At 38.0% G+C, this 23529-nt stretch carries 23 protein-coding genes and 1 riboswitch; of the genes, 2 read left to right on the forward strand and 21 right to left on the reverse strand.

Translation table 11 applies throughout. The features are described 5' to 3' along the window. Positions 1-32 precede the first annotated feature (32 nt). The 4 genes from JNUCC41_RS00300 to cymR all read right to left on the reverse strand — a co-directional run bounded on the left by JNUCC41_RS00300 (position 33) and on the right by cymR (position 3590). Positions 33-698, reverse strand: a complete 666-nt coding sequence (locus JNUCC41_RS00300) for a tetratricopeptide repeat protein (protein WP_192205821.1) — start codon at positions 696-698, stop codon at positions 33-35. 121 nt (positions 699-819) lie between these two features. Beyond that, positions 820-1935 carry a tRNA 2-thiouridine(34) synthase MnmA gene (mnmA, locus tag JNUCC41_RS00305; RefSeq protein WP_192205823.1) on the reverse strand — a complete coding sequence of 372 codons (1116 nt, stop codon included), beginning with the start codon at positions 1933-1935 and terminating at the stop codon, positions 820-822. A 29-nt stretch (positions 1936-1964) separates the two neighbouring features. After that, entirely contained in the window at positions 1965-3110 is a 1146-nt protein-coding gene (locus JNUCC41_RS00310) for a cysteine desulfurase family protein (protein WP_192205825.1), read from the reverse strand. 60 nt (positions 3111-3170) lie between these two features. After that, positions 3171-3590 carry a cysteine metabolism transcriptional regulator CymR gene (gene cymR / locus JNUCC41_RS00315; protein WP_034308657.1) on the reverse strand — a complete coding sequence of 140 codons (420 nt, stop codon included), beginning with the start codon at positions 3588-3590 and terminating at the stop codon, positions 3171-3173. A gap of 598 nt (positions 3591-4188) precedes the next feature. Between cymR and JNUCC41_RS00320 the strand changes: the two genes are divergently transcribed. Further along, the gene (locus JNUCC41_RS00320) at positions 4189-5460 is read left to right on the forward strand and encodes a replication-associated recombination protein A (protein WP_228467473.1); all 1272 of its coding nucleotides are present in this window, start codon (positions 4189-4191) and stop codon (positions 5458-5460) included. Between the two features lie 530 nt (positions 5461-5990). Here JNUCC41_RS00320 and JNUCC41_RS00325 read toward each other — a convergent pair. Beyond that, the gene (locus tag JNUCC41_RS00325; protein WP_192205826.1) at positions 5991-6302 is read right to left on the reverse strand and encodes a hypothetical protein; all 312 of its coding nucleotides are present in this window, start codon (positions 6300-6302) and stop codon (positions 5991-5993) included. A 120-nt stretch (positions 6303-6422) separates the two neighbouring features. Continuing rightward, positions 6423-6656, reverse strand: a complete 234-nt coding sequence (locus JNUCC41_RS00330) for a hypothetical protein (RefSeq protein ID WP_192205828.1) — start codon at positions 6654-6656, stop codon at positions 6423-6425. A 971-nt stretch (positions 6657-7627) separates the two neighbouring features. Here JNUCC41_RS00330 and JNUCC41_RS00335 point away from each other — a divergent pair. Continuing rightward, the gene (locus JNUCC41_RS00335; protein WP_192205830.1) at positions 7628-8557 is read left to right on the forward strand and encodes a polyisoprenyl-teichoic acid--peptidoglycan teichoic acid transferase TagU; all 930 of its coding nucleotides are present in this window, start codon (positions 7628-7630) and stop codon (positions 8555-8557) included. A 461-nt stretch (positions 8558-9018) separates the two neighbouring features. Here the strand turns inward: JNUCC41_RS00335 and JNUCC41_RS00340 are convergent, their stop codons facing one another. The 15 genes from JNUCC41_RS00340 to JNUCC41_RS00405 all read right to left on the reverse strand — a co-directional run bounded on the left by JNUCC41_RS00340 (position 9019) and on the right by JNUCC41_RS00405 (position 23529). Then, positions 9019-9267 (reverse strand): hypothetical protein, encoded by a 249-nt coding sequence (locus JNUCC41_RS00340; RefSeq protein ID WP_192205832.1) that lies wholly within the window; start codon positions 9265-9267, stop codon positions 9019-9021. A gap of 303 nt (positions 9268-9570) precedes the next feature. Then, positions 9571-9702, reverse strand: a complete 132-nt coding sequence (locus tag JNUCC41_RS27005) for a YwzD family small protein (RefSeq protein WP_260284782.1) — start codon at positions 9700-9702, stop codon at positions 9571-9573. Positions 9703-9933: 231 nt separating this feature from the next. Next, positions 9934-10071 carry a hypothetical protein gene (locus tag JNUCC41_RS00345; protein ID WP_192205834.1) on the reverse strand — a complete coding sequence of 46 codons (138 nt, stop codon included), beginning with the start codon at positions 10069-10071 and terminating at the stop codon, positions 9934-9936. Positions 10072-10559: 488 nt separating this feature from the next. Then, positions 10560-10664: an anti-repressor SinI family protein gene (locus tag JNUCC41_RS00350; RefSeq protein WP_192205836.1), complete on the reverse strand. Its 105-nt coding sequence runs from the start codon at positions 10662-10664 to the stop codon at positions 10560-10562. An 18-nt stretch (positions 10665-10682) separates the two neighbouring features. Next, positions 10683-10766, reverse strand: a riboswitch (cyclic di-GMP riboswitch). Between the two features lie 412 nt (positions 10767-11178). Further along, positions 11179-12978, reverse strand: a complete 1800-nt coding sequence (locus JNUCC41_RS00355; RefSeq protein ID WP_192205838.1) for an ABC transporter ATP-binding protein — start codon at positions 12976-12978, stop codon at positions 11179-11181. Positions 12979-13181: 203 nt separating this feature from the next. After that, positions 13182-13664, reverse strand: coding sequence for a lasso peptide biosynthesis B2 protein (locus JNUCC41_RS00360; RefSeq protein WP_192205840.1), 483 nt, complete (start codon positions 13662-13664; stop codon positions 13182-13184). A gap of 33 nt (positions 13665-13697) precedes the next feature. Continuing rightward, complete coding sequence (locus tag JNUCC41_RS00365) at positions 13698-13988, reverse strand: lasso peptide biosynthesis PqqD family chaperone (protein WP_192205842.1); 291 nt, start codon at positions 13986-13988, stop codon at positions 13698-13700. Beyond that, positions 13978-14919, reverse strand: a complete 942-nt coding sequence (locus JNUCC41_RS00370) for an HPr kinase/phosphorylase (protein ID WP_192205850.1) — start codon at positions 14917-14919, stop codon at positions 13978-13980. The genes JNUCC41_RS00365 and JNUCC41_RS00370 overlap by 11 nt, the downstream gene beginning before the upstream one ends. 141 nt (positions 14920-15060) lie before the next feature. Further along, positions 15061-15192, reverse strand: a complete 132-nt coding sequence (locus tag JNUCC41_RS00375) for a paeninodin family lasso peptide (RefSeq protein WP_134782321.1) — start codon at positions 15190-15192, stop codon at positions 15061-15063. Between the two features lie 15 nt (positions 15193-15207). Continuing rightward, positions 15208-17148, reverse strand: a complete 1941-nt coding sequence (locus tag JNUCC41_RS00380; protein WP_192205852.1) for an asparagine synthase-related protein — start codon at positions 17146-17148, stop codon at positions 15208-15210. A gap of 1360 nt (positions 17149-18508) precedes the next feature. Next, positions 18509-19714, reverse strand: a complete 1206-nt coding sequence (locus JNUCC41_RS00385) for a nucleotidyltransferase domain-containing protein (protein WP_192205854.1) — start codon at positions 19712-19714, stop codon at positions 18509-18511. A gap of 216 nt (positions 19715-19930) precedes the next feature. Continuing rightward, the gene (locus JNUCC41_RS00390) at positions 19931-21094 is read right to left on the reverse strand and encodes a DegT/DnrJ/EryC1/StrS family aminotransferase (protein ID WP_192205861.1); all 1164 of its coding nucleotides are present in this window, start codon (positions 21092-21094) and stop codon (positions 19931-19933) included. 17 nt (positions 21095-21111) lie between these two features. Then, positions 21112-21735 carry an acetyltransferase gene (locus JNUCC41_RS00395; RefSeq protein ID WP_192205863.1) on the reverse strand — a complete coding sequence of 208 codons (624 nt, stop codon included), beginning with the start codon at positions 21733-21735 and terminating at the stop codon, positions 21112-21114. Further along, on the reverse strand, positions 21732-22352 hold the full coding sequence (locus tag JNUCC41_RS00400; protein ID WP_286182274.1) for a sugar transferase: 621 nt from the start codon (positions 22350-22352) through the stop codon (positions 21732-21734). The genes JNUCC41_RS00395 and JNUCC41_RS00400 overlap by 4 nt, the downstream gene beginning before the upstream one ends. Then, the gene (locus tag JNUCC41_RS00405) at positions 22336-23529 is read right to left on the reverse strand and encodes a glycosyltransferase family 4 protein (RefSeq protein WP_192205865.1); all 1194 of its coding nucleotides are present in this window, start codon (positions 23527-23529) and stop codon (positions 22336-22338) included. Before JNUCC41_RS00405 ends, JNUCC41_RS00400 begins: the two co-directional genes overlap by 17 nt.

Here is a 23529-nt window from a genome sequence, read left to right on the forward strand (position 1 = left end):
TCTCCCCACCTTTCCATGCATATGCCGTTTATTTACTCAGCATTCATTTCTTCCATCAGTTTCTTTCCGTGCGCAGCAAGCATATGGTCTGGCTGTGCTTCCAAAGCCTTATCAAAATAACCCATCGCTGCTTGCGCATCCTCACGGTACCCTGCAAACGCAACCCCTAAATTATAATAAGCATCCGCATGGCCCGGATCCTGTTCCACAACTAAATTCAGTTGATTGATCAATTCATCATACAATTCCGCATTGGCAAGACAAAGCGCATATTGGAATCTCGCATCAACGTCCTCGGGGCTCAGCTCCACCGTTCTCTGTAAATAAGGCATTGCCAATTTCGGTTGATCTAACGCCATCAAGGTCAATCCAAGCATGAAGTAGGCATCGCTGTTATCCAGTCCCAAACGGATTGCCTTTTCAAACATATCCTTCGCTTCGACCAGTTTAGAATCGGTTTCATAATATAAGTTTCCTAATGAATAGTAAGCCGCTGCTGCATTTTCATCCAGCTCAATCGCCTTTTTGTAAAACTTGACCGCTTTATCCGTTTCACCCACGGCAGTCAATACATTCCCAAAGTTTATGTAGGCAACAGGCTCATTCGGATTTTCCTCGATCGCCTCATTAAAAACTTTCGCCGCTTCTTCGTATTTCCCTTGCTGCATAAATTCAATTCCTTGTTGATTATTATCCATATCCATTCACACTCCATTTTTATATTAAAAAGTATAGCATAAGCCAGTGTCGAATTCAGGCGGTACACCCGCAATCCAAAAGAAGTCCCCAACCGCAAACACAGCTGGGGACATGCTTATTTTACCCTACGTAAGTCAGTTTTTCACCTTTTTTAAATACTTCATCAATGGTACCGCCGCCAAGGCACACTTCACCATCATAGAATACGACTGCTTGTCCAGGCGTGATCGCGCGGACTGGTTCGTCAAAGATGACTTCGACATCACCATTTTCCATTACCTTCACCTTAACCCCGCTATCCACTTGACGGTACCTGAACTTTGCCGTACATGTAAATTCATCAGCCGGTATATGTTCCGCTACCCAGCTGACATTTACTGCACGAAGGGAATTCGAATACAGCACATCATTATCAAAGCCTTGACACACATATAAAACATTGCGCTTCAAGTCTTTTCCCGCAACAAACCAAGGTTCGCCGCTGCCGCCAATCCCCAGACCGTGGCGCTGACCGATGGTGTAATACATCAAACCATCATGCTTGCCCATCACCTTGCCATCCATCGTGACCATATCACCGGGCTGAGCTGGGAGGTAATTGCTTAAAAACTCTTTGAAATTGCGTTCACCGATAAAACAGATCCCTGTAGAATCTTTTTTCGTTGCCGTGGCAAGGCCTGCTTCCTTCGCAATTTCACGGACTTCCTTCTTATCAATGTGCCCAAGCGGAAACATGACTTTTTCCAACTGTTCTTGAGTAAGCTGGTTCAAGAAGTACGTTTGATCTTTATTATTATCAACACCGCGAAGCATTTTGTATTCGCCATCCCGGTATTCAACCTGTGCGTAATGACCTGTAGCCACATAATCGGCACCAAGGCTTACAGCATGTTCAAGGAAGGCCTTGAACTTGATTTCCTTATTGCACATTACATCCGGATTTGGGGTACGGCCCGCTTTATACTCATCCAAGAAATAAGTGAAAACTTTATCCCAATACTGCTTTTCGAAATTGACCGCATAATAAGGGATGCCGATTTGATTACAAACGGCAATTACATCATTGTAATCTTCCGTTGCCGTACAAACTCCGTTTTCATCTGTATCATCCCAGTTCTTCATGAAAATCCCGACCACATCATAGCCTTGATTCTTCAATAGCAGGGCTGACACAGAAGAATCCACGCCTCCTGACATACCCACGACGACGCGGGTGTCCTGTGGTGCTTTTCTCATTCTGTCACCTCATTTATTTAAAGCAGGAATTATCTTCCCACTAATCTATTAACGATTTTCACGGTGGTTTCAGCCGCCTGCCTTACTTCCTCTTCCGTATTGTTCAGACCGAAGCTGAAACGAATCGAATTCTTCGTCCGCTCCGAATCTTTCCCGAACATCGCCACAAGCACATGCGACGGATCGATTGACCCAGCAGTACAAGCGGATCCGCTCGATACAGCAACACCTGCCAAGTCCATATTGACGAGCATCGATTCCACATTCGTACCCGGAATACTGACATTCAGCAAATGCGGCAGCGACTGTTCCATAGATCCGTTAATTTCATATTGTACATCCGCCTCAGCAAAGACGGCAAGCAATACGTCTTTAAATCGCTTGTATTGCTCCTTTTTCTTTTCCATCGTGCTTTGTGCAATTGAAACAGCTTCTGAAAAACCGGCAATGGCCGGCACACTCTCCGTACCAGCACGGCGCTTGCGTTCTTGTTCACCGCCATATAATTGCGGATTCAGCTTCAAACCTTCACGCATATAAAGAAAACCGATTCCTTTGGGACCGTTGATTTTATGCGCGGATACACTCAGCAAATCCACTCCCAACTCGCGAACGTCGATAGAGATCAAACCATATGCCTGAACCGCATCCGTATGGAATATGGCTTGATGCCCCTTAAGCAGCTGTCCAATTTCAGCAATCGGCTGGATCGTTCCAACCTCATTATTGCCGAACATGACTGAAACCAAAATCGTGTCGTCCCGCAATGCCGCCCTTAAATCGGCAATTGAAATAAACCCCGCTTCATTCACAGGTAAATACGTGACCTCAAAGCCAGACTTCTCAAGGTATTGGCATGTATGCAAAACCGCATGATGCTCGATCTCCGTCGTAATGATGTGCTTCCCTTTTTCTTTATAAGCATTCGCAACACCTATGATCGCCGTATTATCAGCCTCGGTTCCACCGCTCGTGAAAATGATTTCATTCCGCCCCGCACCGATGCTAGCCGCAATACTCGAACGCGCCTCATCCAAAACATGGCGCGCCTCCCGCCCGAAAGCATGAATGCTCGATGGATTTCCGAAGTCATGGCTCATGACTGTCATCATCCTATCGATCACCTTCGGATGCATCGGTGAAGTCGCAGCATGATCTAAATATATTCTGTCCACTTTTTTGTCGCCTCCATTAAAAAACGCAAGCGCCTACATAATAGGCGCATTGCTAATCAATTAAATATAATACATATAAGAATCGATTTCACCCGTATCCTTGTAGCTCGCCAAATCCATAAGCGTCGTATTATCCAATACATCCTTCACGGCATCGCGAATCCTGATCCAAAGCTGGCGCTTAACAGGCTCCTCATCCTCAATTCCTTCAACAGGGGTAATCGGCCCTTCCAATACACGAATGACATCACCCGAAGTAATCTCCTGAGGATCTTTAGACAGGACATACCCGCCATACGCACCGCGGACACTCTTCACCAACCCCGCATTACGAAGCGGTGCAATCAATTGCTCCAAATAATGCTCCGACAGATTATGCGTCTGGGCAATCGATTTCAAACTCTTCGGTCCTTCTCCATAATGTTTAGCAAGCTCGATCATGATCGTCAAACCATAACGGCCTTTAGTAGATATCTTCATACATATACACCTCAAATTATTTATCCGTTTCTAAATTCTTTTGAAATTATAGCATATTCCCGCCGGAAATGCATTCACCCGCCCTCCATTTGTCAAATTATCCTAATTGGAAAGGTAGGATAAATCAAAAGAAAAGAATGGCATGCTTTCAAAAATTGAGGAATTAAATAACAAATAACGAAAACGATTATCGAATTTACCGATGGTCACATTCCTTATATCCCCAAGCCGCTAGAGAATGATAGAATTCCGATTACCGCCTCCGAACCGGAGTATTCTGCATTTTCCCTGGAGCAGCAATCAAGAAAGCGGATTTTCCGCACCTATTTGGACATTTCCCTTGTTGCTCACATTTCAGCACTTCATGACTTTCTATACCTTTTTAAACCTACCATTACAAACCAGCCCATTCCGGCCAGACTAAAGGCAAAGTTTATCTATTAAATTCCCTCATCGAAGGATAGGTCGATTTATCTCCTTACAGCACAAATTAAATCCCCAAAGGAACTGCCATAATCGAATTCGCCTTCTTTTACAGCATAATCAGCGCATTTCCCCCATCAATTGTGATACCTTATATAAAAAGGAGAGGTGCGCAATGAATATAAAACCGCTTGCTTTCCGGATGCGGCCTCGGTCGATTGATGAGATCATCGGTCAGGAGCATCTGGTCGGTGAAGGAAAAATTATCGCGAGGATGGTGAAAGCCAAACAGCTTTCATCCATGATCCTGTATGGTCCGCCGGGAATTGGCAAGACATCGATTGCAAGTGCGATTGCCGGAAGCACGAAGTTTGCTTTCCGGACGCTGAACGCGGTGACCAATAATAAAAAGGATATGGAAATCGTGGCAGCGGAGGCTAAGATGTCCGGGAAAGTGATTCTGCTGCTCGATGAGGTTCATCGACTCGATAAGGCGAAGCAGGACTTCCTATTGCCTTATCTCGAAAACGGGATGATCACCTTGATCGGTGCAACAACCAGCAATCCCTATCATGCCATCAATCCGGCCATCAGAAGCCGGTGCCAGATTTTCGAGCTCAAATCATTGGATACCAATGATATAACCAAAGCCCTGGAACGGGCACTTCATGATGAAGAGCGGGGGCTTGGTGCGTATAAAACCGATGTCACCCTTGATGCCCTCACCCATTTCGCGACCGCTTCGAACGGAGATGTCCGCAGTGCCCTTAACGCTCTTGAGCTCGCCGTCATTTCCACCGAACCCAATGAATCCGGAACCATTCATATAGATCTGCAAATTGCCGAGGAATGCATGCAGAAAAAAAGCTTTTCACATGACAAGGATGGAGATGCCCATTATGATGTACTGTCGGCATTCCAAAAATCAATTCGCGGCAGTGATGTGAATGCAGCCCTTCATTATTTGGGGCGCTTGGTCGAAGCCGGTGATCTTGTCAGCATTGCCCGCCGCTTGGTAGTCATCGCTTACGAGGACATAGCTCTTGCCAATCCGCAGGCTGGTCCTAGGGCCCTCGCTGCAGTCGAAGCCGCTGAACGACTCGGTTTTCCCGAAGCCCGGATTCCACTTGCCAACTCAGTGATCGAGTTATGCCTATCACCTAAATCAAACACGGCCATTGTCGCAATTGATGCAGCGCTTTCCGACATACGCAGCGGCCATAGTGGAGATGTACCAGATCATCTTAAGGATGCCCATTACAAAGGAGCCACAGATCTCGGACGAGGCATCGACTACCTTTATCCCCATAACTACGAGAATGGCTGGGTGAAGCAACAATACTTACCGGACAAACTGCGCAGCAAAAAATATTACAAACCGAAAAAGAGCGGGAAATTTGAACAAGCCCTTGCCTCGGTCTACGAAAATATCGAGAAGAAAAAATAACTCCGGATCACTTCAGATCTGGAGTTTTTTTCTGAAAAATGAAAACTTTTAACATGCCTTTTGACAAAAAACTCCTCCCCTTGAACATTCACCATCAATGATGCCAACTTTCGTACAGCTACATTCCATATCGGCACAGTCAAGATTTCTCCTTTTCGAACACCATTTCGAAACTTCCTTCTATTAAAATCCCGACTAGATGAATAATTCCAGAGAATTCTAGATATATTGACCAAGAAATTGGGAGACCGTAAAAAACAACCTATATCCAAACAGTAAGCCATTGTGTCCAAATCATCCACAAGCAGTATGTACAACCGTCAGCCAAACGCTCCGGCCAGACCTTTAACTCTTAGGCTAAATTCCATTTGAATCGCCTTGCTTGGCCAATCCTTCCCGGAAATTAATCCGCAATCTGTTAAGGTTTCATCAGCACGTACTTAGTAAGAGGATATGTCAATTACCGCTGCTAACGGCATGTCCCTTTCCATAAGAAGGCACAACAACTTCTAGTTGCTGTACCTGTGTAGTCAATCTTCTTCTTTATAAATACCCCTCGAAGCTTTAATCATATTTTCCAGCCACATTTTCTTAAATACATTCACACGGCGAGGACTCCTATCCTCCTCTTCCTCCGTTGAATTTTCAGTTTCCTCTGCGGCCTCGGAAAGGATTTCATTTGAATTCCCTTCATCTGCTGAACTTTCCGTTGAACTGCTTTCATCTGATGAGCTTTCCGTTGATTCACTCTCGTTCGATGAGCTCTCCGTTGATTCGCTCTCGTATGATGAGCTTTCCGTTGATTCACTTTCGTACGCTGAACTTTCCGCTGAATATTCCATTTATTCTTTAGCCTCCAATATATTTTATCCTTAGGGATATCCGTACTGCATATCTAATAGGAACTTGGCTTATTACCCACTTTAAAGTAATCTTCTAATTTAAATATTTATTAAATCTGATTAGCTTTCCGTCGATTCACCCTCGTCCGCTGAACATTCCGTTGATTCACTTTCGTACGCTGAACATTCCGTTGATTCACTTACGTACGAAGAGCTTTCCGTTGATTCACTCTCGTACGAAGAGCTTTCTGTTGATTCACTCTCGTACGAAGAGCTTTCTGTTGATTCACTCTCGTACGAAGAGCTTTCCGTTGATTCACTTTCGTACGCTGAACTTTCCGTTGAATATTCCATTTATTCTTTAGCCTCCAATATTCATTATTCTTTAGGGATATCCGTACTGCATATATATGCGCCTTCTTTCTAATAGGGACTTTCCTAATCACCCATTTTAAAGTAACACTCCATCCGTTTTGCAAAATTCAGAAAATCCATTTTGACTGGTCAAATTCATTAGATAGAAAAACTTCTCTCCTTGCAAACAAAAAATAACCTCGGAATCTTTTTCGAAGCCACTTTATTATTTTTCCTTCATATTAGCTATGAATGTCCCTTAAGGAACCGAACACCGATTTACCGCTACTTTCGTGAAGCAGGCCCTAGACATTTCCCTTTGCGATGATCTCGCCATCCTTAATCAGAATGACTTCATCAAGGATGTTCTCATGATAACCATTTGCCTCACAAAGTCGATGTAAGACAGCAAGTTACATCGACGAACCACTAAAAGCCGGTACAGCCCAAATATCATCACTGAAGTGATACAAAAAGAGGCTGAATCCTTTCGAGTTCATGAAACACTCCCCATTAAAACATCATAAACATGGAAATGACAAAAATTACCTCCGTCATAATATTTTACGACCAAACAACATCGCTGCAGACTGGGGAGGGATTGTAAATCCACAATCACATCTTCCCTTCATAATCTAAACATTTAAAAATCAAAGAGAAGATAATAAATGGCTGTAAGATCCAGATTATAAAAAGACTTGCAATCTCTAAATATTTGAATGTAAACAAAAAAGTAAACACTAGGCCAAATTACACAACAAGCAACGAAAAAAGTGTAGATTTCTCAATCGGTCACTGCATTAAACTTTTAATGAATCTAACTTCCTACCCCTCGGATCTGTTCTAATCACTGGTAAACAATACACCAAAATATGGTAAAGGTATTATAAAATAGTAAATTATACTATTCTTTTATTATGAAATTAAATATAATAGATGAAGTGGTTACAAAAAGAGGAAGGAAGTAAAATATGAGACATGAAAAAAAGAAGAAAAAGAAACGGACATGGCTGAAGGTAGTCGGGATAATTGTCCTACTTTTCTTATTAGCTGGGGGAGCTTTTGCCTACTCCGTATGGAATCATCTGACTAAAACTGTTGACACGATGCATACACCAATAGACCGTACCACGGATAAACGAACGAAAGACCTTGCCCTATCAGATCAGGAGCCATTCTCTATGCTCATGCTTGGTGTCGATGAACGTGATGGCGACAAAGGGCGTTCAGATACAATGATCGTCTTGACAGTCAATCCACAAAAGAAATCGGTCAAAATGCTAAGCATTCCGCGTGATACACGGACCGAAATCGTCGGTCATGGTACACAGGACAAAATCAACCATGCATTTGCCTTCGGCGGAGCGAAAATGTCCATGGATACCGTTGAAAACTTCCTTGATATCCCAATCGACTATTATATGAAAATCAATATGGAAGGCTTCAAGGATATCGTTGACGCAGTCGGCGGCGTGACCGTGCAAAACGATTTGGACTTCACCTCCGATGGCATTCATTTTGCAAAAGGAACGCAGACCCTTAACGGGAAAGAAGCGCTTGCCTATTCAAGAATGAGACATGATGATCCAAGTGGTGATTTTGGCCGTCAATCCAGACAACGTGCCATCATCGAAGCAGTCATCAAGGAAGGCGCAAGCCTTTCATCCTTGACGAAATACGATGAAGTCTTCGATGCACTCGGTAATAATATCCAGACTAATTTGACGTTTGATGACATGATGGACATCCAAAAGAACTACAGAGATGCAAGCAAAAGCATTACCCAATCATCCATAAACGGCAACGGAACGAAAATCGACGGAATCTACTATTATATTGTGTCGGATGAAGAAAAAGAAAAGGTTCAATCCGAATTAAAAGAACAATTATCCATTAAATAAGAAAAAATGAAAGAGCTGTCCGGACCCGCATCCTGACAGCTTTTTCATTTTCCCCGTCCAATATTCTGACAAAAAACGAACACCAATTGTAGAGATTTGTTGGAATTTTTGTTGTTTATTAGGCATTAAAAGACGGTATAATCTAATATGAGCTGAATATTCCATCTCCCCTTGCCCCTTTCATCACTAGACTCAATTATTCTTTGGACCTGGAATTCCACAACCAACTTTCATCAACTATCATAAAAAAACCAAAACAAAAGGAGTGTATTTAAATGAAAATCAAAGCAGGCAGCTGGGCTATGCTAAGCACACAGGACAAAATGTTCATTCTGAAAGCCATCAGTGATCGTTCAAGAATGAAATATGTTTCATGAGAAGTAAATCTATCCGGCACTACATGAGAGCATCACCTCTCCCTTTTCAATAAAACGAACTTGAGCCTGAAAAAGGAGAGGAATCTATTCAAACCGATAATCCCATAACAAACGCCATTCGCCTTTTTCTTTGACGACATAGCAATTTTGTTCCAAAGTAAACATTCCATAGCGAGAATTGAAGACCTGTGTAACTGGAACTTCATAGGCCGTTTTATGCAGCCTTCCACTCTTATCCAACTTCCAGTTCTTCACTTTCTTAGAACGGCCTACATCATACTGAAAGGACTCCACATCCATATGCTGTAAAAATACATGTGACCGATTTTGCACATAATCTGCTCGATTCGGAAATTTCAGCTTCGAAACGCTTTTTAAACTACTAGTCCATTTAAAAGTAATACAAGCTTCTGTACCAGGAGAATACTCGTCAAAAGACGCCTATAAGAATCTTACTTCTCCTCACCCTCATAGGTATCATTTATTAACGAAAAAAAAGAAGCATGTTTAGACATGCTCCTAAATATGTATCGTAAAATGATATTTAAATTTATTGGTGCCATCTTACATCAATACAAGAAAAAACATGACCATCCCCCATGAAACGAGCAGAATAAGGATAAAGTATCTTATGGATCATATTCTTTCAGGTTCCTCAATGATCCCACTTAATTTCTCCTTGATCTCCTCCACCATTTCATTCACAGTAACATCTTGTCCAGACTCACCTTTTGCAAAAGTGTCTTTTAAAATATCAAAAAAATCCATTTCAAATTTCCACTCCACCATTTCATAAGTTGTCCCTAATCTTTTTTCAAAGAGAAGGAATATAACTCTTTTATTATAGTAGAGACTGGCAAGCTGAATCTACTATAATACAGAAAAATCACAGAAAATTAACATTTTCTAAATATTCAGTAGGGATGAATACCACTAGCCAATATGTGTAGATAAAAAAACAAAAAAGGACCGATTCCTCAGCCCCTTCGATACCACAAATTATGCTTGCCCCATAAAATAGGTCATTAATGAAATCAAAACTAAAATAATAGTAATATAAGTCCCAATAAAAATTTTCTTGCTTCTCTGTTTCTTTTCATATACTTCCTCGAACGTAATGAATTTGTTTTTTGTCATCAAATAATCTCCTTCTAGTTTGATGGCAGCTATCTGACATCGCCTTTTGCGAAGTCCCTTTGCTTGATCTCTATAGTGTAGTATCGGCACATCATCAAATACATTTAAGCATTATTAACTATTTTTTATAGGCTATATTTCTTAAATTTGCAGAAGGTTGCGACTAACGCATTATGTACAATAACTAAATTCCATGATTTTCATGTGAAATCCTGCCTGGGCATCATTTTAATTAAGCACTTACATAATAAAATTCATGATTATTTTTATCCAACCTAAGAATGATAACCATAACGGTACACTGAATAAAGTTCCCCATATTAATCCCTTCATAAAAGCATTAAGTCCATCCATAATAAAAATCCCTCTCAATTAGGTTTTATTTTTATTATTGTCCCCATACTCTTTATTCTAGATACCTTTACGGTAATTTCGTGTAATGAAAACAAAAAAGAAGACTGTATAACAGCCTTCCCTAAGATAATTTTTCATTTTCCTTTTATGAACTCCCGCACCTCTTCAATAGATAAACCTAAACTTTTAGCCTCTAACATTAGATAAACCCATTCTTCCCGTTCATTGTTAGCTTCCATGTCGAATCCCACCCTACTTGTGGTAACACAGCCGTCTTAGCATTTAGCCTTAGACCTGTAATTTTGCCTCCCTACTTTTCAATAGGTTTGCCTTTCTCAAGAATATTTCACCTTAATTACTCCCAAGATTGATAAATCTCTTGAATCCCTGTTTCCATGGTGCTAAATAAACTATCATTCACTAAAAAATTCCCTTTAATTAAAACTATATTAATGTTAATTATACTTAAAATCGTATTAATAGCTCTTAATACTATTCGTTTTTTTCTGCCATTTTTCAACACTATTCATCAAAAAGTGACATTACAATGTTAACACATTGGTATTATGTGCTTTCTTTACAACTCATTTATTAAAAATACATTTATAATAGCTATTAATACGCTCGAACTTGCTATTTTACAAAAATAGTATTTCGAAATATAAATTCAGTTTTAATTTTTTTCCCCTAAGAAAAAAAGCCAGCATTACAAACCATACTATGGCTGTAACCTGACTGTTCGTGAACAAATATTTACACACTTGATTCCATTTGGATACCTAATAAATTGCTAAACATCCCTCTTTTTTCATTAGCTAACTGGTTATATTCACCAACCTGAATAATTTCTCCCTGATCCATGACCAACACTTGATCGGCATTGCGAATCGTCGATAAACGGTGAGCTATGACGATGATGGTCATTTTCCCTTTTAATCTTTCAATAGCTGATTGAATCTTCGCTTCGTTCTCGGTATCCAATGCGCTTGTCGCTTCATCCAATACCAGTATGGCAGGTTTGCGTAAAATCGCTCTGGCTAACACTAGACGCTGCCTTTCCCCTCCTGACAGTCGGACACCTCGATCACCGATTAGTGTATCCAGACCTTGAGGAAGCTTACTGACAAAATCAGCAGCTGCAGCGAATTCCAAAGACTCCCATATGGATTTCTCACTTGCATCAGGGTCAATGATCAGCAGGTTTTCCCTTATTGTTGCATTAAAGAGAAACGGATCTTGCGGGATATAACTTATGGACCTCCGCAGCGATAATAAGCGGTCATTAGTAAGGGGAATATCATCTATTCTGACTTCCCCCCTATCAGGTTGATTTAATCCCATTAATATATCAATTAAGGTGCTTTTTCCGGCACCTGATCGTCCTACTATAGCGGTCATACGGTTAGATGGTATGTGTATGTTTATATTTTTCAGGGCATAAGTGCTTTCATTTTGATCATAACTAAAATAAACATTACGGCAATCCAACCCTTGTTCAATATCAATAGGCTTGATATTTTTATAATCAGATTCATATAACTCTCTTGCGGCTCTACATTCATTTTGTAAATCCGATAGTGCTTTAAAAGACGGAAGCGTAGATCCTATTTGCTCTAAATTCGATTGAATGCTAGTAAACCTTGGCCATAACCTTGAAAAAATAACCGTAATCAGCATTAATTGTGCTGGCTGGGCCATGAACATCTTTATCGAAAAAAATACAAAAATGGCAATTAAGACTGAAGATACAATTTTGAAGATCATTTGGGAAGTAGTATTTAAAGTCGTTAACTTGATTCTGTTTTTTTCCATTCTCTTACTTAAAGACAGAAACCAGTTCAGATGAGATTCCTCTAGGGAATTACTTTTGATATCTTTCATTCCGTTAAGGTGATCTGTCATGCCCGCTAAATAGGTTTGTGTGAGCTGATAGGTTTCCTTCCCAATGGACTGAGACTTTTTCACAAATTTCCGGGACGAAAAAATAAGAATGAACCCAAAGGCTATTATAAAACTCGTCATTGGAACAGATAAATAAAAAGCTATACCGATTTGAATGAAAGTAAATATAAGTGAGGATATAAACTGTAAAAATAAATTTATCCCTGCACTTACATTGAAGGTTTCATTAGTCATGATGTTGATAATATCGGATTTCCTCTTTTTTAAATAAAATCCCCAATTGACTTGCAGAAGACTTCCATACGCCTCATCCCTTAACTTTCTAACAAAACCTTGTTGGATTTTCACTCCCAAGATTGTTTGATTCCGCTTAAATACACTTTGTCCCACCATTAATATCACATAAACTCCAAGTATTAATAAAAGGCTTAGCGTTTCCGGAATTCCCAAGAATAACTCATTAATCCAGCTTATGAAAGGTACTTCATCCGTTTTTATATCCATTACACCGGTCAATCCAATCAATGGGATCAATAAGAAAATTCCTGCACTTTCTAAAAAACCTATTAAAATCATACAAACAAGATTGATATAGAGAATTTTTCCCGAATAATCATGTATTTGTTTCGTAAAAAGTAACAGATGCTTCATCACCATATCCTCCATTCGCAGCCATTATTTGATCGTTTTCCTCCATGTTACCGGTGGTAAAGCGCGAAAATGGAAGGAAAGGTATCGGGTATCCACTTTTTTAAGATTATTTATCACAATGAAGATAGTAAGGTAGGGTGTTGACGCGTGGACTCCTGGACCTTGGAGGGTTTATTTGGTTAAAATGGAATGTTTTAAGGTTGTTAACTAGATTCCTGTTCTTTCAGACCTCTACTTCTGTTCTTTTTAGAGAACTTAGAAACAACAGTGAACCTATCCATCACTTCAGCTCCGGTTATATAAAAAGGTCCACTGCGCAGCCAAGCATGTGCAATGAGCCCTCCATTCTCATCTTTGGCTGTACCTAAATAAAGAGTGCTATCAATCTTTCGTTTTTCCAACATCTTCATAGCCGCTATGGCCTTTACAAGACACTGGCTTTCCCATATGGTGTAGCGGCTCATAATATTTATAGCCCGCGATACATTTGCTAAAGTCTCTTTATCCACTGCATTCAATTCATATGATGACTCTTTCATCAGTTCACCAAGTGTTGGGGCAACTTTTGAAAAGGAAATGCTTTTAAGATAGCGGGCCCGGCCTAAATGTAAAAAGGCTTCGATATACAGCAGCTTTGTCTTGAAATCTAATCGAAGAAAAGTCTGAGCTTTCTTTACGATATTCATTGTTTTAGCCTCCTAGACTAAAGATTCATTATACTAGGAATGTATGCTAACTAAACCTTGTTCCAGCAATTGACTTAAAAAGTCCGTGACATGCTCTTTACAATCGGTCGGATCGACATTGTATTGTGACTGTAATGTTGTAACTAACTCTTGAATTGTAATGGGTTCCTTCATTAACTCCCAAATTTGCCCGCCTAGTTCACCTAAATTATAATATTTTCCGTTAGAAACGCTTAACATGACTTTTTCCCCATCCATGTCACTTACTATGTTTCCTGGATTTTGGCTATATAGACTTTTTGTTTCAAGTTGATTAATATTCATGAACACTTTCCTCCCTTTTTAATGCATGTAAAATTGTTTCGGATAAGTTCGGAGCCGTGAAACGGTCCGTTGGTCTACGTAGTTGGAAAAACTCGATTTTCTTAATCATTTTGGCTGAAGTGTTGAAATGCCAGTCCATCAATCCAGATCTTTGGATAAAAAAATTGCGATATGTATGATGATATAATTTATAAAATCTTTGAAGAGATGGTATTGGCTTGATATCTATCTCGGTATCTTCACTCTTGATCAATTCAAAAACACCAGCAAGCGGGAGTTGTTCGGTAATAAACTGATCTTGAACAGGAACAGCGAATTTATCTTCTCTAACAATGAGTGGCTGATAGTTATTTGAATCCATTTCAAAATGATTTAAGCTCTCCAGCCATAATTTTTGTTGTGGATATGAAGGGGTTACAATGGGTATATTTTCATTATTTAGAGTTACTGGTATGACATCATCACTCATGAGCTTATAGCCCCTTTTTAAAAAAGCTGAAGCAAGAGTGGATTTCCCAGCACCAGAATCACCAACAATCGCATATGCCTTTCCATCTATGGCCACCGCACTTCCATGTATAGGAAGGATTTTTCTTTGCATCAAAATGGCACCCATGCATGTTCCGAGGATATAAAGCCGTATCTCATCTTCTTGCGCCTCATCAATTGGACAAAATTCTATTCTATTACCACTTTGGATCAAGAAAATGGCAGTATTGGAAACATGGAACATAATCCAGTCTTTCTTAATTACAAAATCATCTTCTGGAACTGAATGCTCAGACCATAATGCATGGAGATCCGCTTTTTCGATAACAATATCCGTTTTATCATCCACTATATTAATAGGAAGCAATTCAGGCAATGCTATATCACTTGAAACGGTTAAACCATACGCTTCATAAACTGTTCTTATTTTGATACCGATCATATAAATACCCCCGTACATAAATAACGTCTCTTAATTAGACAGTTCGAATGTTTAATACTTTGTTATTCTTGAAGTCATACCCCTATTAACTGGATAAATAGGGGCTTAGGGGAACCTAACAGACTTTGTAGCGTAAAAAGTTTAACTAAAAGTTATATCTCCTTTTGGAGTGTTTGATGGGAAAGCTGCATCTGTATATTCCCCTTCAGTTCCAAGCATTGTTTGATTAACATCAAGAACTTCTAATTCTGGTTTTTTCCATTCCTTTTTCATAGTATTCACCTCCTTTTAATTGAATCGTTTTAAAAATCGATACACAATTAAACTCCTCATTAGGAATTTATGGTCAGGATTCGTAGCAAGTTCGGGTTCAGTTCCTTTTATAACCGTTACTAAGGCATTCTTTATAGCTTGTCCATCCAGGAATTCCAGGGCTTTATCATCTGTGCTCAGCTGCTCAATCTCCTCTATGAATTCACCCCATTTAGGAAGCATACGGTGAATCCAATCAGCACCTTGCACACCTCTGTACCGTTGGTTTAGCCTTACTTTATCGGGTAAGACATTCACTGTAGCATTTCGAATCAGGGCACGATCCATCCCATTCTGTACATATTGACTTTCCGGTAGTGATAAACAAAAGCGAATAACACGGATATCATTAGTCGGGTCTCGCTTCCACAACTTATATCGTAAGGAGAGTTTTGTGGAAAGCGTATTTCCTGCATTCCATTGAAAGATATCTTCAAAATGCTTTTTTCTTTCATTAAAAATATCAGAATTCGAATACCAGCCTGTTTCATCTATGCCAAATTCTTTAAACCTGTCATATACCCCTGTTCCTTCTGCAAATCTTGGATTGATTAATGAAGGAATTTTATATGGCACACCTTCCGGAAAGATTCGATCAATGATTGGAAAGCCGATTCTTGCAATGGTTTTCACCTTTCGCAATCTAGATCCGCCAACATTATTCCTATATTGTTCCAACTCTTGATATAGTCGAACCCACTTTAGCCTTTTTAATAGAAGGGAGTAATACTCCAAGGGGAATCCCCAGGAAATTGAAAAGTTCCCTCTATCTCCATTAAGCAAAACACCCATCCCATCCTCATTCGCTTTTTCAAACATCCCTTTCAACCAGAAAGAATTTTCAAAAAACTTATATGGCATCTCCATGATGTCAAGAAAGTCTTCCATTTCGGAATAGGAGTCTTTCCCCTTAAAGTCACAATAATGATCAATAATGCCGCCAACGTGATCTACCGTCGATTTGATGAAAGGCCGCTCATCAGCCAAAAAGTATTTAGGAGTAAAATCTTTAAAATCTTCGGGAGGAATATAACTATATGTATGTAGTGCAGTGCTTTCGCGCTGCAATTTATTCACAGCAAAGCCGACAACCGCCCCGGAATCCAATCCACCACTCAACTGGGCGCCAACTTTCCGATGTGTCCTTAATCTTGATGTAACAGCTTCCTGGAAGACACTTTGAAATGCTTCTATGTAATCTTCATTAGATTTAAGTTTTAACTTATCCCCTTGAGTTAAATAGGAATATCGTTTTAAAGTTACTCTATTATTCTCAATTGTTAAGCTATGAGATGGTGGTATCTGTCTTATGGTTATATACGGCGTTAATGAAGAATCTACTGCATCAATCATTCCCGATACGGCCAAATACTCAGCAAGCCACTGCTCATTCAACTTTTTTTCAATGAAAGGTAATGACAAAAGCGGTTCCATAGTCGTGCAAAAGGCAAATTTCTGATAGTTTTGGTGATAATAAAGGGTTCTGCTTCCCGAAAAATCCCTTGCTCCAAACAGCTTCTGTTTCTTTTCGTCCCAAATGATAAAAGCAAAATCTCCTATTAAGAACTTGGGGGCCTCTTCCCCCCACTTATAATAGGATAGTAGAATCAGTTCACTATCCGTCATGCCCTTTTGATCGGATGGCTTAACCTGTAACCTCTGGAATAACTCATCACGATTATCAATAATCGCATCAGCAGTAATCGTACAGCGCCTTTCAAAATCATATAACGGGAGCTGCTCACCAACAGATTCCGGAGTAATCCATTGAGCATGACAGCCGAGAAAAACCTTTTCTGAATTCCACATTTGGACTGAATCAGCAGGGTACTTTTGTAAAGCCGTCATCAAATTATGGCAATGTTGAAGATTCATAGGCTCTTCATTAAAATGATAAATACCGGCTATAGCACTCATGTTTTCCTCCTGATTTGTTTGATTGTTGATTTATCCACTTATATCCATAATTTAAATTCGTTTAAGTTAGCATCTAGTATGCTTATTTTAACTTCCTTCTACGTTGGTTCATTACCTTGATGAAAATACTTCTATCATCTGACTTAAAAAATTTCACCCCAACTAATTTTAAGGGTGTCCATATTTCTTTCATTTGTAATAGAGGCATTTATATTCATCCTTTCCTCCATATATGAATATATTTCTCTTTCGTACTCCACTAAGAATTTTTCGTTCTTTATAACGAATTAATTAAGTTAAAAATAACATTTATTTTTCTCTGTGTCAATTTAAAATACTATCTCTTCACAATGATTGTGATTTAGAGAATAAACTGCATAAAATAGCTATTTTAGCTACACGCATTACACTTTCTTTAGTATATAGAAATGCCAGTTAGTGGGAAAGAAGCTATCAAGATGATGAAGAAGGAAATTCTCTCAATCTAACATTTGAAAGCATTATTTCCAACAATGATTTAACACCTTTGTGAATAAATAAACGAATTAACTTTTGCTAATTATATTTTTGTTTTAGGGGGGTAAAAACGTAAAGAAATAATTTATACAATACGAAGATACATTAACTGGAAGGAAAAATGTTTTTTATTCCAGAGACTGCAAATAATTAAAAAATATCACAACTATTATAAAAAAATAATTTGGAGATGACGTTGAAGAGGCCAAAGAGACGGCCTATTTTTTGCTCTAATATCTCTTTTCACAAAAGATATATTGCCTAATGATGAAGTAAAATTAAGTGTAGAAAGGAAGAGGTGTTCCGTTCAAAATTACCTGATTGACTGATATGAAAGGAAATTTTTATTCCGGGAAAATAGGAAAAGGAAAAACCTGTTTTACAGTAAGCTAAATATCTTTTCAATTATTTAATCATAAAAAACAATCAAAATTTTTTTACTCCCAACACATTCATGAAAATTAAGGATTTGCTTACCATTTATAAAAGATTAAGAAATACCAAGGGCTGGATTACTTTTTTGATGGGATAGAATTCCATTTGAATTTAAGGAGGCAGAGATAAGTGGTTATAACTACTGTATTTCTAAGGTGTGTAAAATGTACAAAGTTAATGAACAAACAGTGTTTAAAATGGTCAGAAAGTTATTTTTTTTACTTCAGTTTAGGTTTGATTTTCGTATATAAAGTTAAGGAATAGGGTGTTTTCCCCTACTCCACATATTAATTGTCACACCCAAAGAATATATAAATGTTGGAAATAAAAATAGATATCTATGCAACAGAAAGATAACACAAAATACTATACTATTTAAATTAGCTCCCTTTTGTTTTAGATATTTTTTCTATTTAAAAACTTTGTACCTTGTCTTTCTCCAGAACCACAAAAAAGGACGTAATGGAAAATATAAAAAATGAAGGAGTTTAGGCAACTTCAAAGTATTTACATCCATAGAACTTGGGAAAAATAATTTAATAATAAATATAAACTTATGCACATTCGACTTTTGTGAAAATAAATAACGATTAAGGAAGAAATATTTCTTCATATTTGTCAATAACGTATGATGCTTTTGATAATTAGCCAAGTTATCTTTATGCTGTAGTTCATTTAAATTACCCATTTCTATTATGAAAAAGTACGCCATTTGTGCTTGCTTTCTTGAAAGTTTCTCAGTTGATAATAAATGCATCTCTTGATTGATTGGACTGTTTAGTAGCTGAGAAGCTAAAATAATTGCTTGTCCTCCTGAATGATTGTTTTGTAATATATTATTGTTAGTTATTCTTTTTCTTAGAATTTGATCAATATCTACCAACCAACGTAGACGAAACCAAGCATGTCTAGCACCATGTTCAACTAGGAATAAAAACAAATCATCTACTCCGAGATAGTAGACAGGATAGCTTGTAATTTCACTAATCCTTTTACGTTCCCATAATTCATTAAAATTCGGCACCTTCGTAGGATAAGGGTGGATTCTCCAATGGACTTCAATCTCGATCCTCTTTTGAGGGTGAAAATAGCTTACGTGATGATTCATCCATTTCCACTTGGCAAAGGGGATTTCCTCTCTTTCATAACCCAAATTCAATAAAAACTCGTCTGCTCTTTTTAAATCGGCTATTTGAATTAGAATATCTAAATCCTTGGAAGTTCTCAAGGAAATATCTCCATATAAGTCAGCTGCAATTACAGGACCTTTCAAGAAAAGAAGTCGAACCTGATTTTCTGTAAACACTTTGCTTACTTGTTCCATCTCTCCGCTTAAGTGTAGCATTTGAAACGTATTTTTTTTATAATCATTGTACAAGGTTTGAATAACATGTGAAGGAACAATTTTTTCATCAATTTTAATTAACTTTGAATAAATTAATGGATAAACCCGATGATGTCTTGTTAAACTTAGGAATTTCTCCCAATCAATATCTTTAGGTAATTCAATACTTAATTTCTTTATATTATTTTCATCTTCTATTTTCAGGATTTCAAGTAACAAACTTAATTCCTTAGATAATAAATCAAAATCGAGATTGAAATTGTTATCCATTGACTCCTCCTTAGGCATTTTAACTAATTTTGATATTTCCCCTCATCTGAACTCTGCTTGATATTAGTACCTCTACTCCAGGATAAACTTTTGGCTAAAAATCGCCATTCAAAAAAGGCTGTAATCATAACGAGATACTAATAGTATCAGTTATTTCAAAACAGCCATATGATTTTTAACTTGTTACTCGTTTATAATAATGATATTAAAAAGATTTTATTTTTTAGAAAGTGTAACTAAAATAGTGTTAATTACTCTTTCCTGTTCTTCAATCGTCATATTTGAACCTGATGGCAAGCAGATACCGTTTCCAAAGAGATGATCTGAGATACTTAACTGTTCATCATGGGGAAAGTATTTGCACCCTTCAAAAATTGGCTGGAGATGAAGTGGTTTCCATACAGGCCTTGCTTCAATATTTACATCCGCTAGTGAATTAATTATATCCACTGAAGAAAATCCGAGTTTTTCATTATTTACTGTTAATGTAGTTAACCAACGATTAGAAAACGTATCCTCTAGTTCAGGCATAAATTGTAAGCCCTCAATTTGTTCTAGAGCTTGTTCATAACGTTGAAAAACTAACCGTCTAGCATTTATACGGTCTTCCAATACCTCTAACTGTGCCCGTCCTATACCTGCAAGAATATTACTCATACGATAATTAAAACCTATCTGACTATGCTGGTAATGCATAGCAGAATCACGTGCTTGCGTGGCTAAAAATCTAGCTTTCCGTAACGATTCTTCATCATCTGACACGAGCATCCCACCACCAGATGTAGTAATAATTTTATTTCCATTAAATGAATAAACCCCAAATTTACCGAAAGTTCCGCTTTTCTTTCCTTTATATGTTGAACCAATCGATTCAGCTGCATCTTCAATAATAGGCACTCTATATTGATTACAAAGTGATACAATTTCATCCATCTTAGCACTCTGGCCATATAAATTCACCACAATAACTGCTTTAGGAAGATTGCCTTGTTGCTTTGCTCCAACAAGGGCCCTTTCTAATGCTTTTGGGGACATATTCCAAGTGTCTGGCTCAGAATCAATAAAGACTGGTTCTGCCTTCTGATAAACAATCGGGTTAGCGCTAGCAATAAATGTAAGGGATGAACAGAACACTTTATCGTTCTGTTTTACATCTAACAATTGTAACGCTAAATGGATTGCTGCTGTACCGGAGCTGAGTGCCGCTGCACCTTTTGTGCCTGCATACTCAGCCAATTCTTTTTCAAAGGCGTCAACATTAGGACCAAGCGGCGCAATCCAGTTGGATTCAAACGCTTCATTAATATATTTTTGTTCGTTTCCACTCATATGTGGTGATGACAAAAATATTCTTTTCTGCTGTATAGTTGATTGTGTCATAATATCACGACCTTTTATTATTCTATTGATTTAGCAGGTGTCCCTGCTACTTTTTTGAATTCTCCTACATCTCGTATAACAGTTGCTCCTGCACCAACAATACACCAATTACCTATACTTATATTTGGAATAATTGTTACACCTGCGCCGATATGACTTCCTTCATCTACTTGAACATTTCCAGTTAATGTAGCATTTGGAGAGAGATGAACAAAGTTCCCAATTCTGTTCTCATGTTCTACAATCACACCTGTGTTTATTATAGCATGCTGCCCAACCTGAGTATCTGCATTAATAATGGCACCTGGCATTACAACCGTTCCTAATCCTATTGAAGCAGTTGGACTTATAATTGCACTACGATGTATAAGAAGTGCGTACCGGTCGTACGGAATTTTTAATGTTTCTACAATTTTCTTACGAATTTCATTATTACCTATTGCAACAATAAAACTAAAATGGGAGTTACTTATCAATTGATTAACTAAGGAAATAGGACCGTATAAAGTCCCATTCTGATGTTTAGTATCTATAAATCTATCATCTAAATATGCCCCTATTTCGTATTCCTTTAAAGAAAGTAAGATATCCTCAATTACTTTACTATGGCCACCCTGCCCAATAATACAGATTTTTTTCATAAATGCTTCTCTTGCATTGATTCTTTTTGATATGTACCCCTAAATTTTTCAATGGTAACATGGCCATTCTGACTAATACCTTCAGACTTAAACACCTTTTGCACTGTCATAAATAGGATTTTCATATCCAACCAAAAAGAGCGATTATCAACATACCAAACATCCAATTTGAATTTTTCCTCCCATAAAATAGCATTTCGACCATTTACCTGTGCCCAGCCAGTAATACCAGGACGAACTTCATGCCGTCTAGCTTGCTCAGGTGTATATAACTCCAAATACTCTATTAATAACGGACGAGGACCGACTAGACTAATATCACCTTTTAATACATTATACAGTTGGGGCAATTCATCCAAACTAAGCTTTCGGAGTAACTGTCCAAACTTTGTTAAACGCACATGGTCAGGCAGCAATTCACCTTTTTCATCCCGCTCGTCTGTCATAGAGCGAAATTTGTAAACATTAAACGACTTTCCATACATTCCAGGACGTTGTTGTTTAAATATTATAGGTGATCCTAATTTACACTTTATAAGCAAACCAGTTATCAAAAAAACGGGTGACAAAAAGATAAGCCCTAAAAAAGAGAAAATAAGATCAAATAGTCTTTTCAATATAATCACTCTTTTTCTTTTTAGAAATTAAATAGTTAAATAAATTTATTTGTTTATTTATCACTTTTTCTTCATCAAATAGTTCTTCTACAATTTTCCGGCTCTCGTTTCCAAATTTCACTCTTTTATCTTTATTTAAGAAAAGCTGAATCATCTTTTCAGACAATTCTTTTGATGATCCTTTATTTACCAAATACCCGTTTCTTTCGTTAAACACTTCTTCCCGACATCCCCTAATATTTGTTGCAATAACCGGTAACTTCATTGACATTGCTTCAATAATAGATCTTGGTAAGCCTTCACGATAAGATGGAAGAACAAATACATCAGTTATAGCCATTAGATCTGGAATATCTTTTCTAAATCCTAATTGGATAATCCCTGGGTTATTTAATAACTCTTTCATCTTATGATAACTACTTTGGTCACGTTCACTTTCCAGCAGACTTCCTATTAAAACCAGTTTAATATTATTATGCATTTTAGAAATACCATTAAAAGCTTCTAATAGTTCAAAAATTCCTTTTTCTTTTACTAACCGTCCTACAAACATAAACACAACATCCTCCTGATCAACATCAAGATTAGATCTAAGTTCACCTACCTTAGATACTGACTTCAGGTTAGGATTAAATTTATTATGGATATCAACACCGTTACTCAAATGGAGTATGCGATTTTCTTTATGACAGAATTTATCTTTTAAAGCAAGCTCATAATCTTCACTGCTTTGTAAGAGGAGCCAATCTGTCAAAAAGCGGGCAGCATATTTCTCGATATAATAGAAAAGTTTATATTCTCTAGGTGACATATCTTCATGAAAATAAAAACCGTGAGCTGTATAAATGATATTTTCTATACCCGCCAATTTGGCTGCAACCCTACCTATTAAGGCGGCAATTGGTGTATGTACATGGACAATATCATATTTTTCTCTTTTCATTAACTTGAACAGTTCAAAAACTGATTTGAGATTAGAAACAGGGTTAATTTGGCGATCGATTTTTATATCCACCATCGTCAACCCTTCTGTTCTTAACCTTTCAAATCGTCCGGTGTCTGTACATGCGTTATGTACCTCATACCCTTCCTCCATTGACTTGAGTATCAATGGCTTTAGTAGAGCGTCAACACTCAAATCAATTGCACAAATTTGTAGTATTTTTTTATTTTGCAT

Source organism: Brevibacillus sp. JNUCC-41, from assembly GCF_014844095.1.
Classification (GTDB): Bacteria; Bacillota; Bacilli; order Bacillales; family DSM-1321; genus Peribacillus; species Peribacillus aracenensis.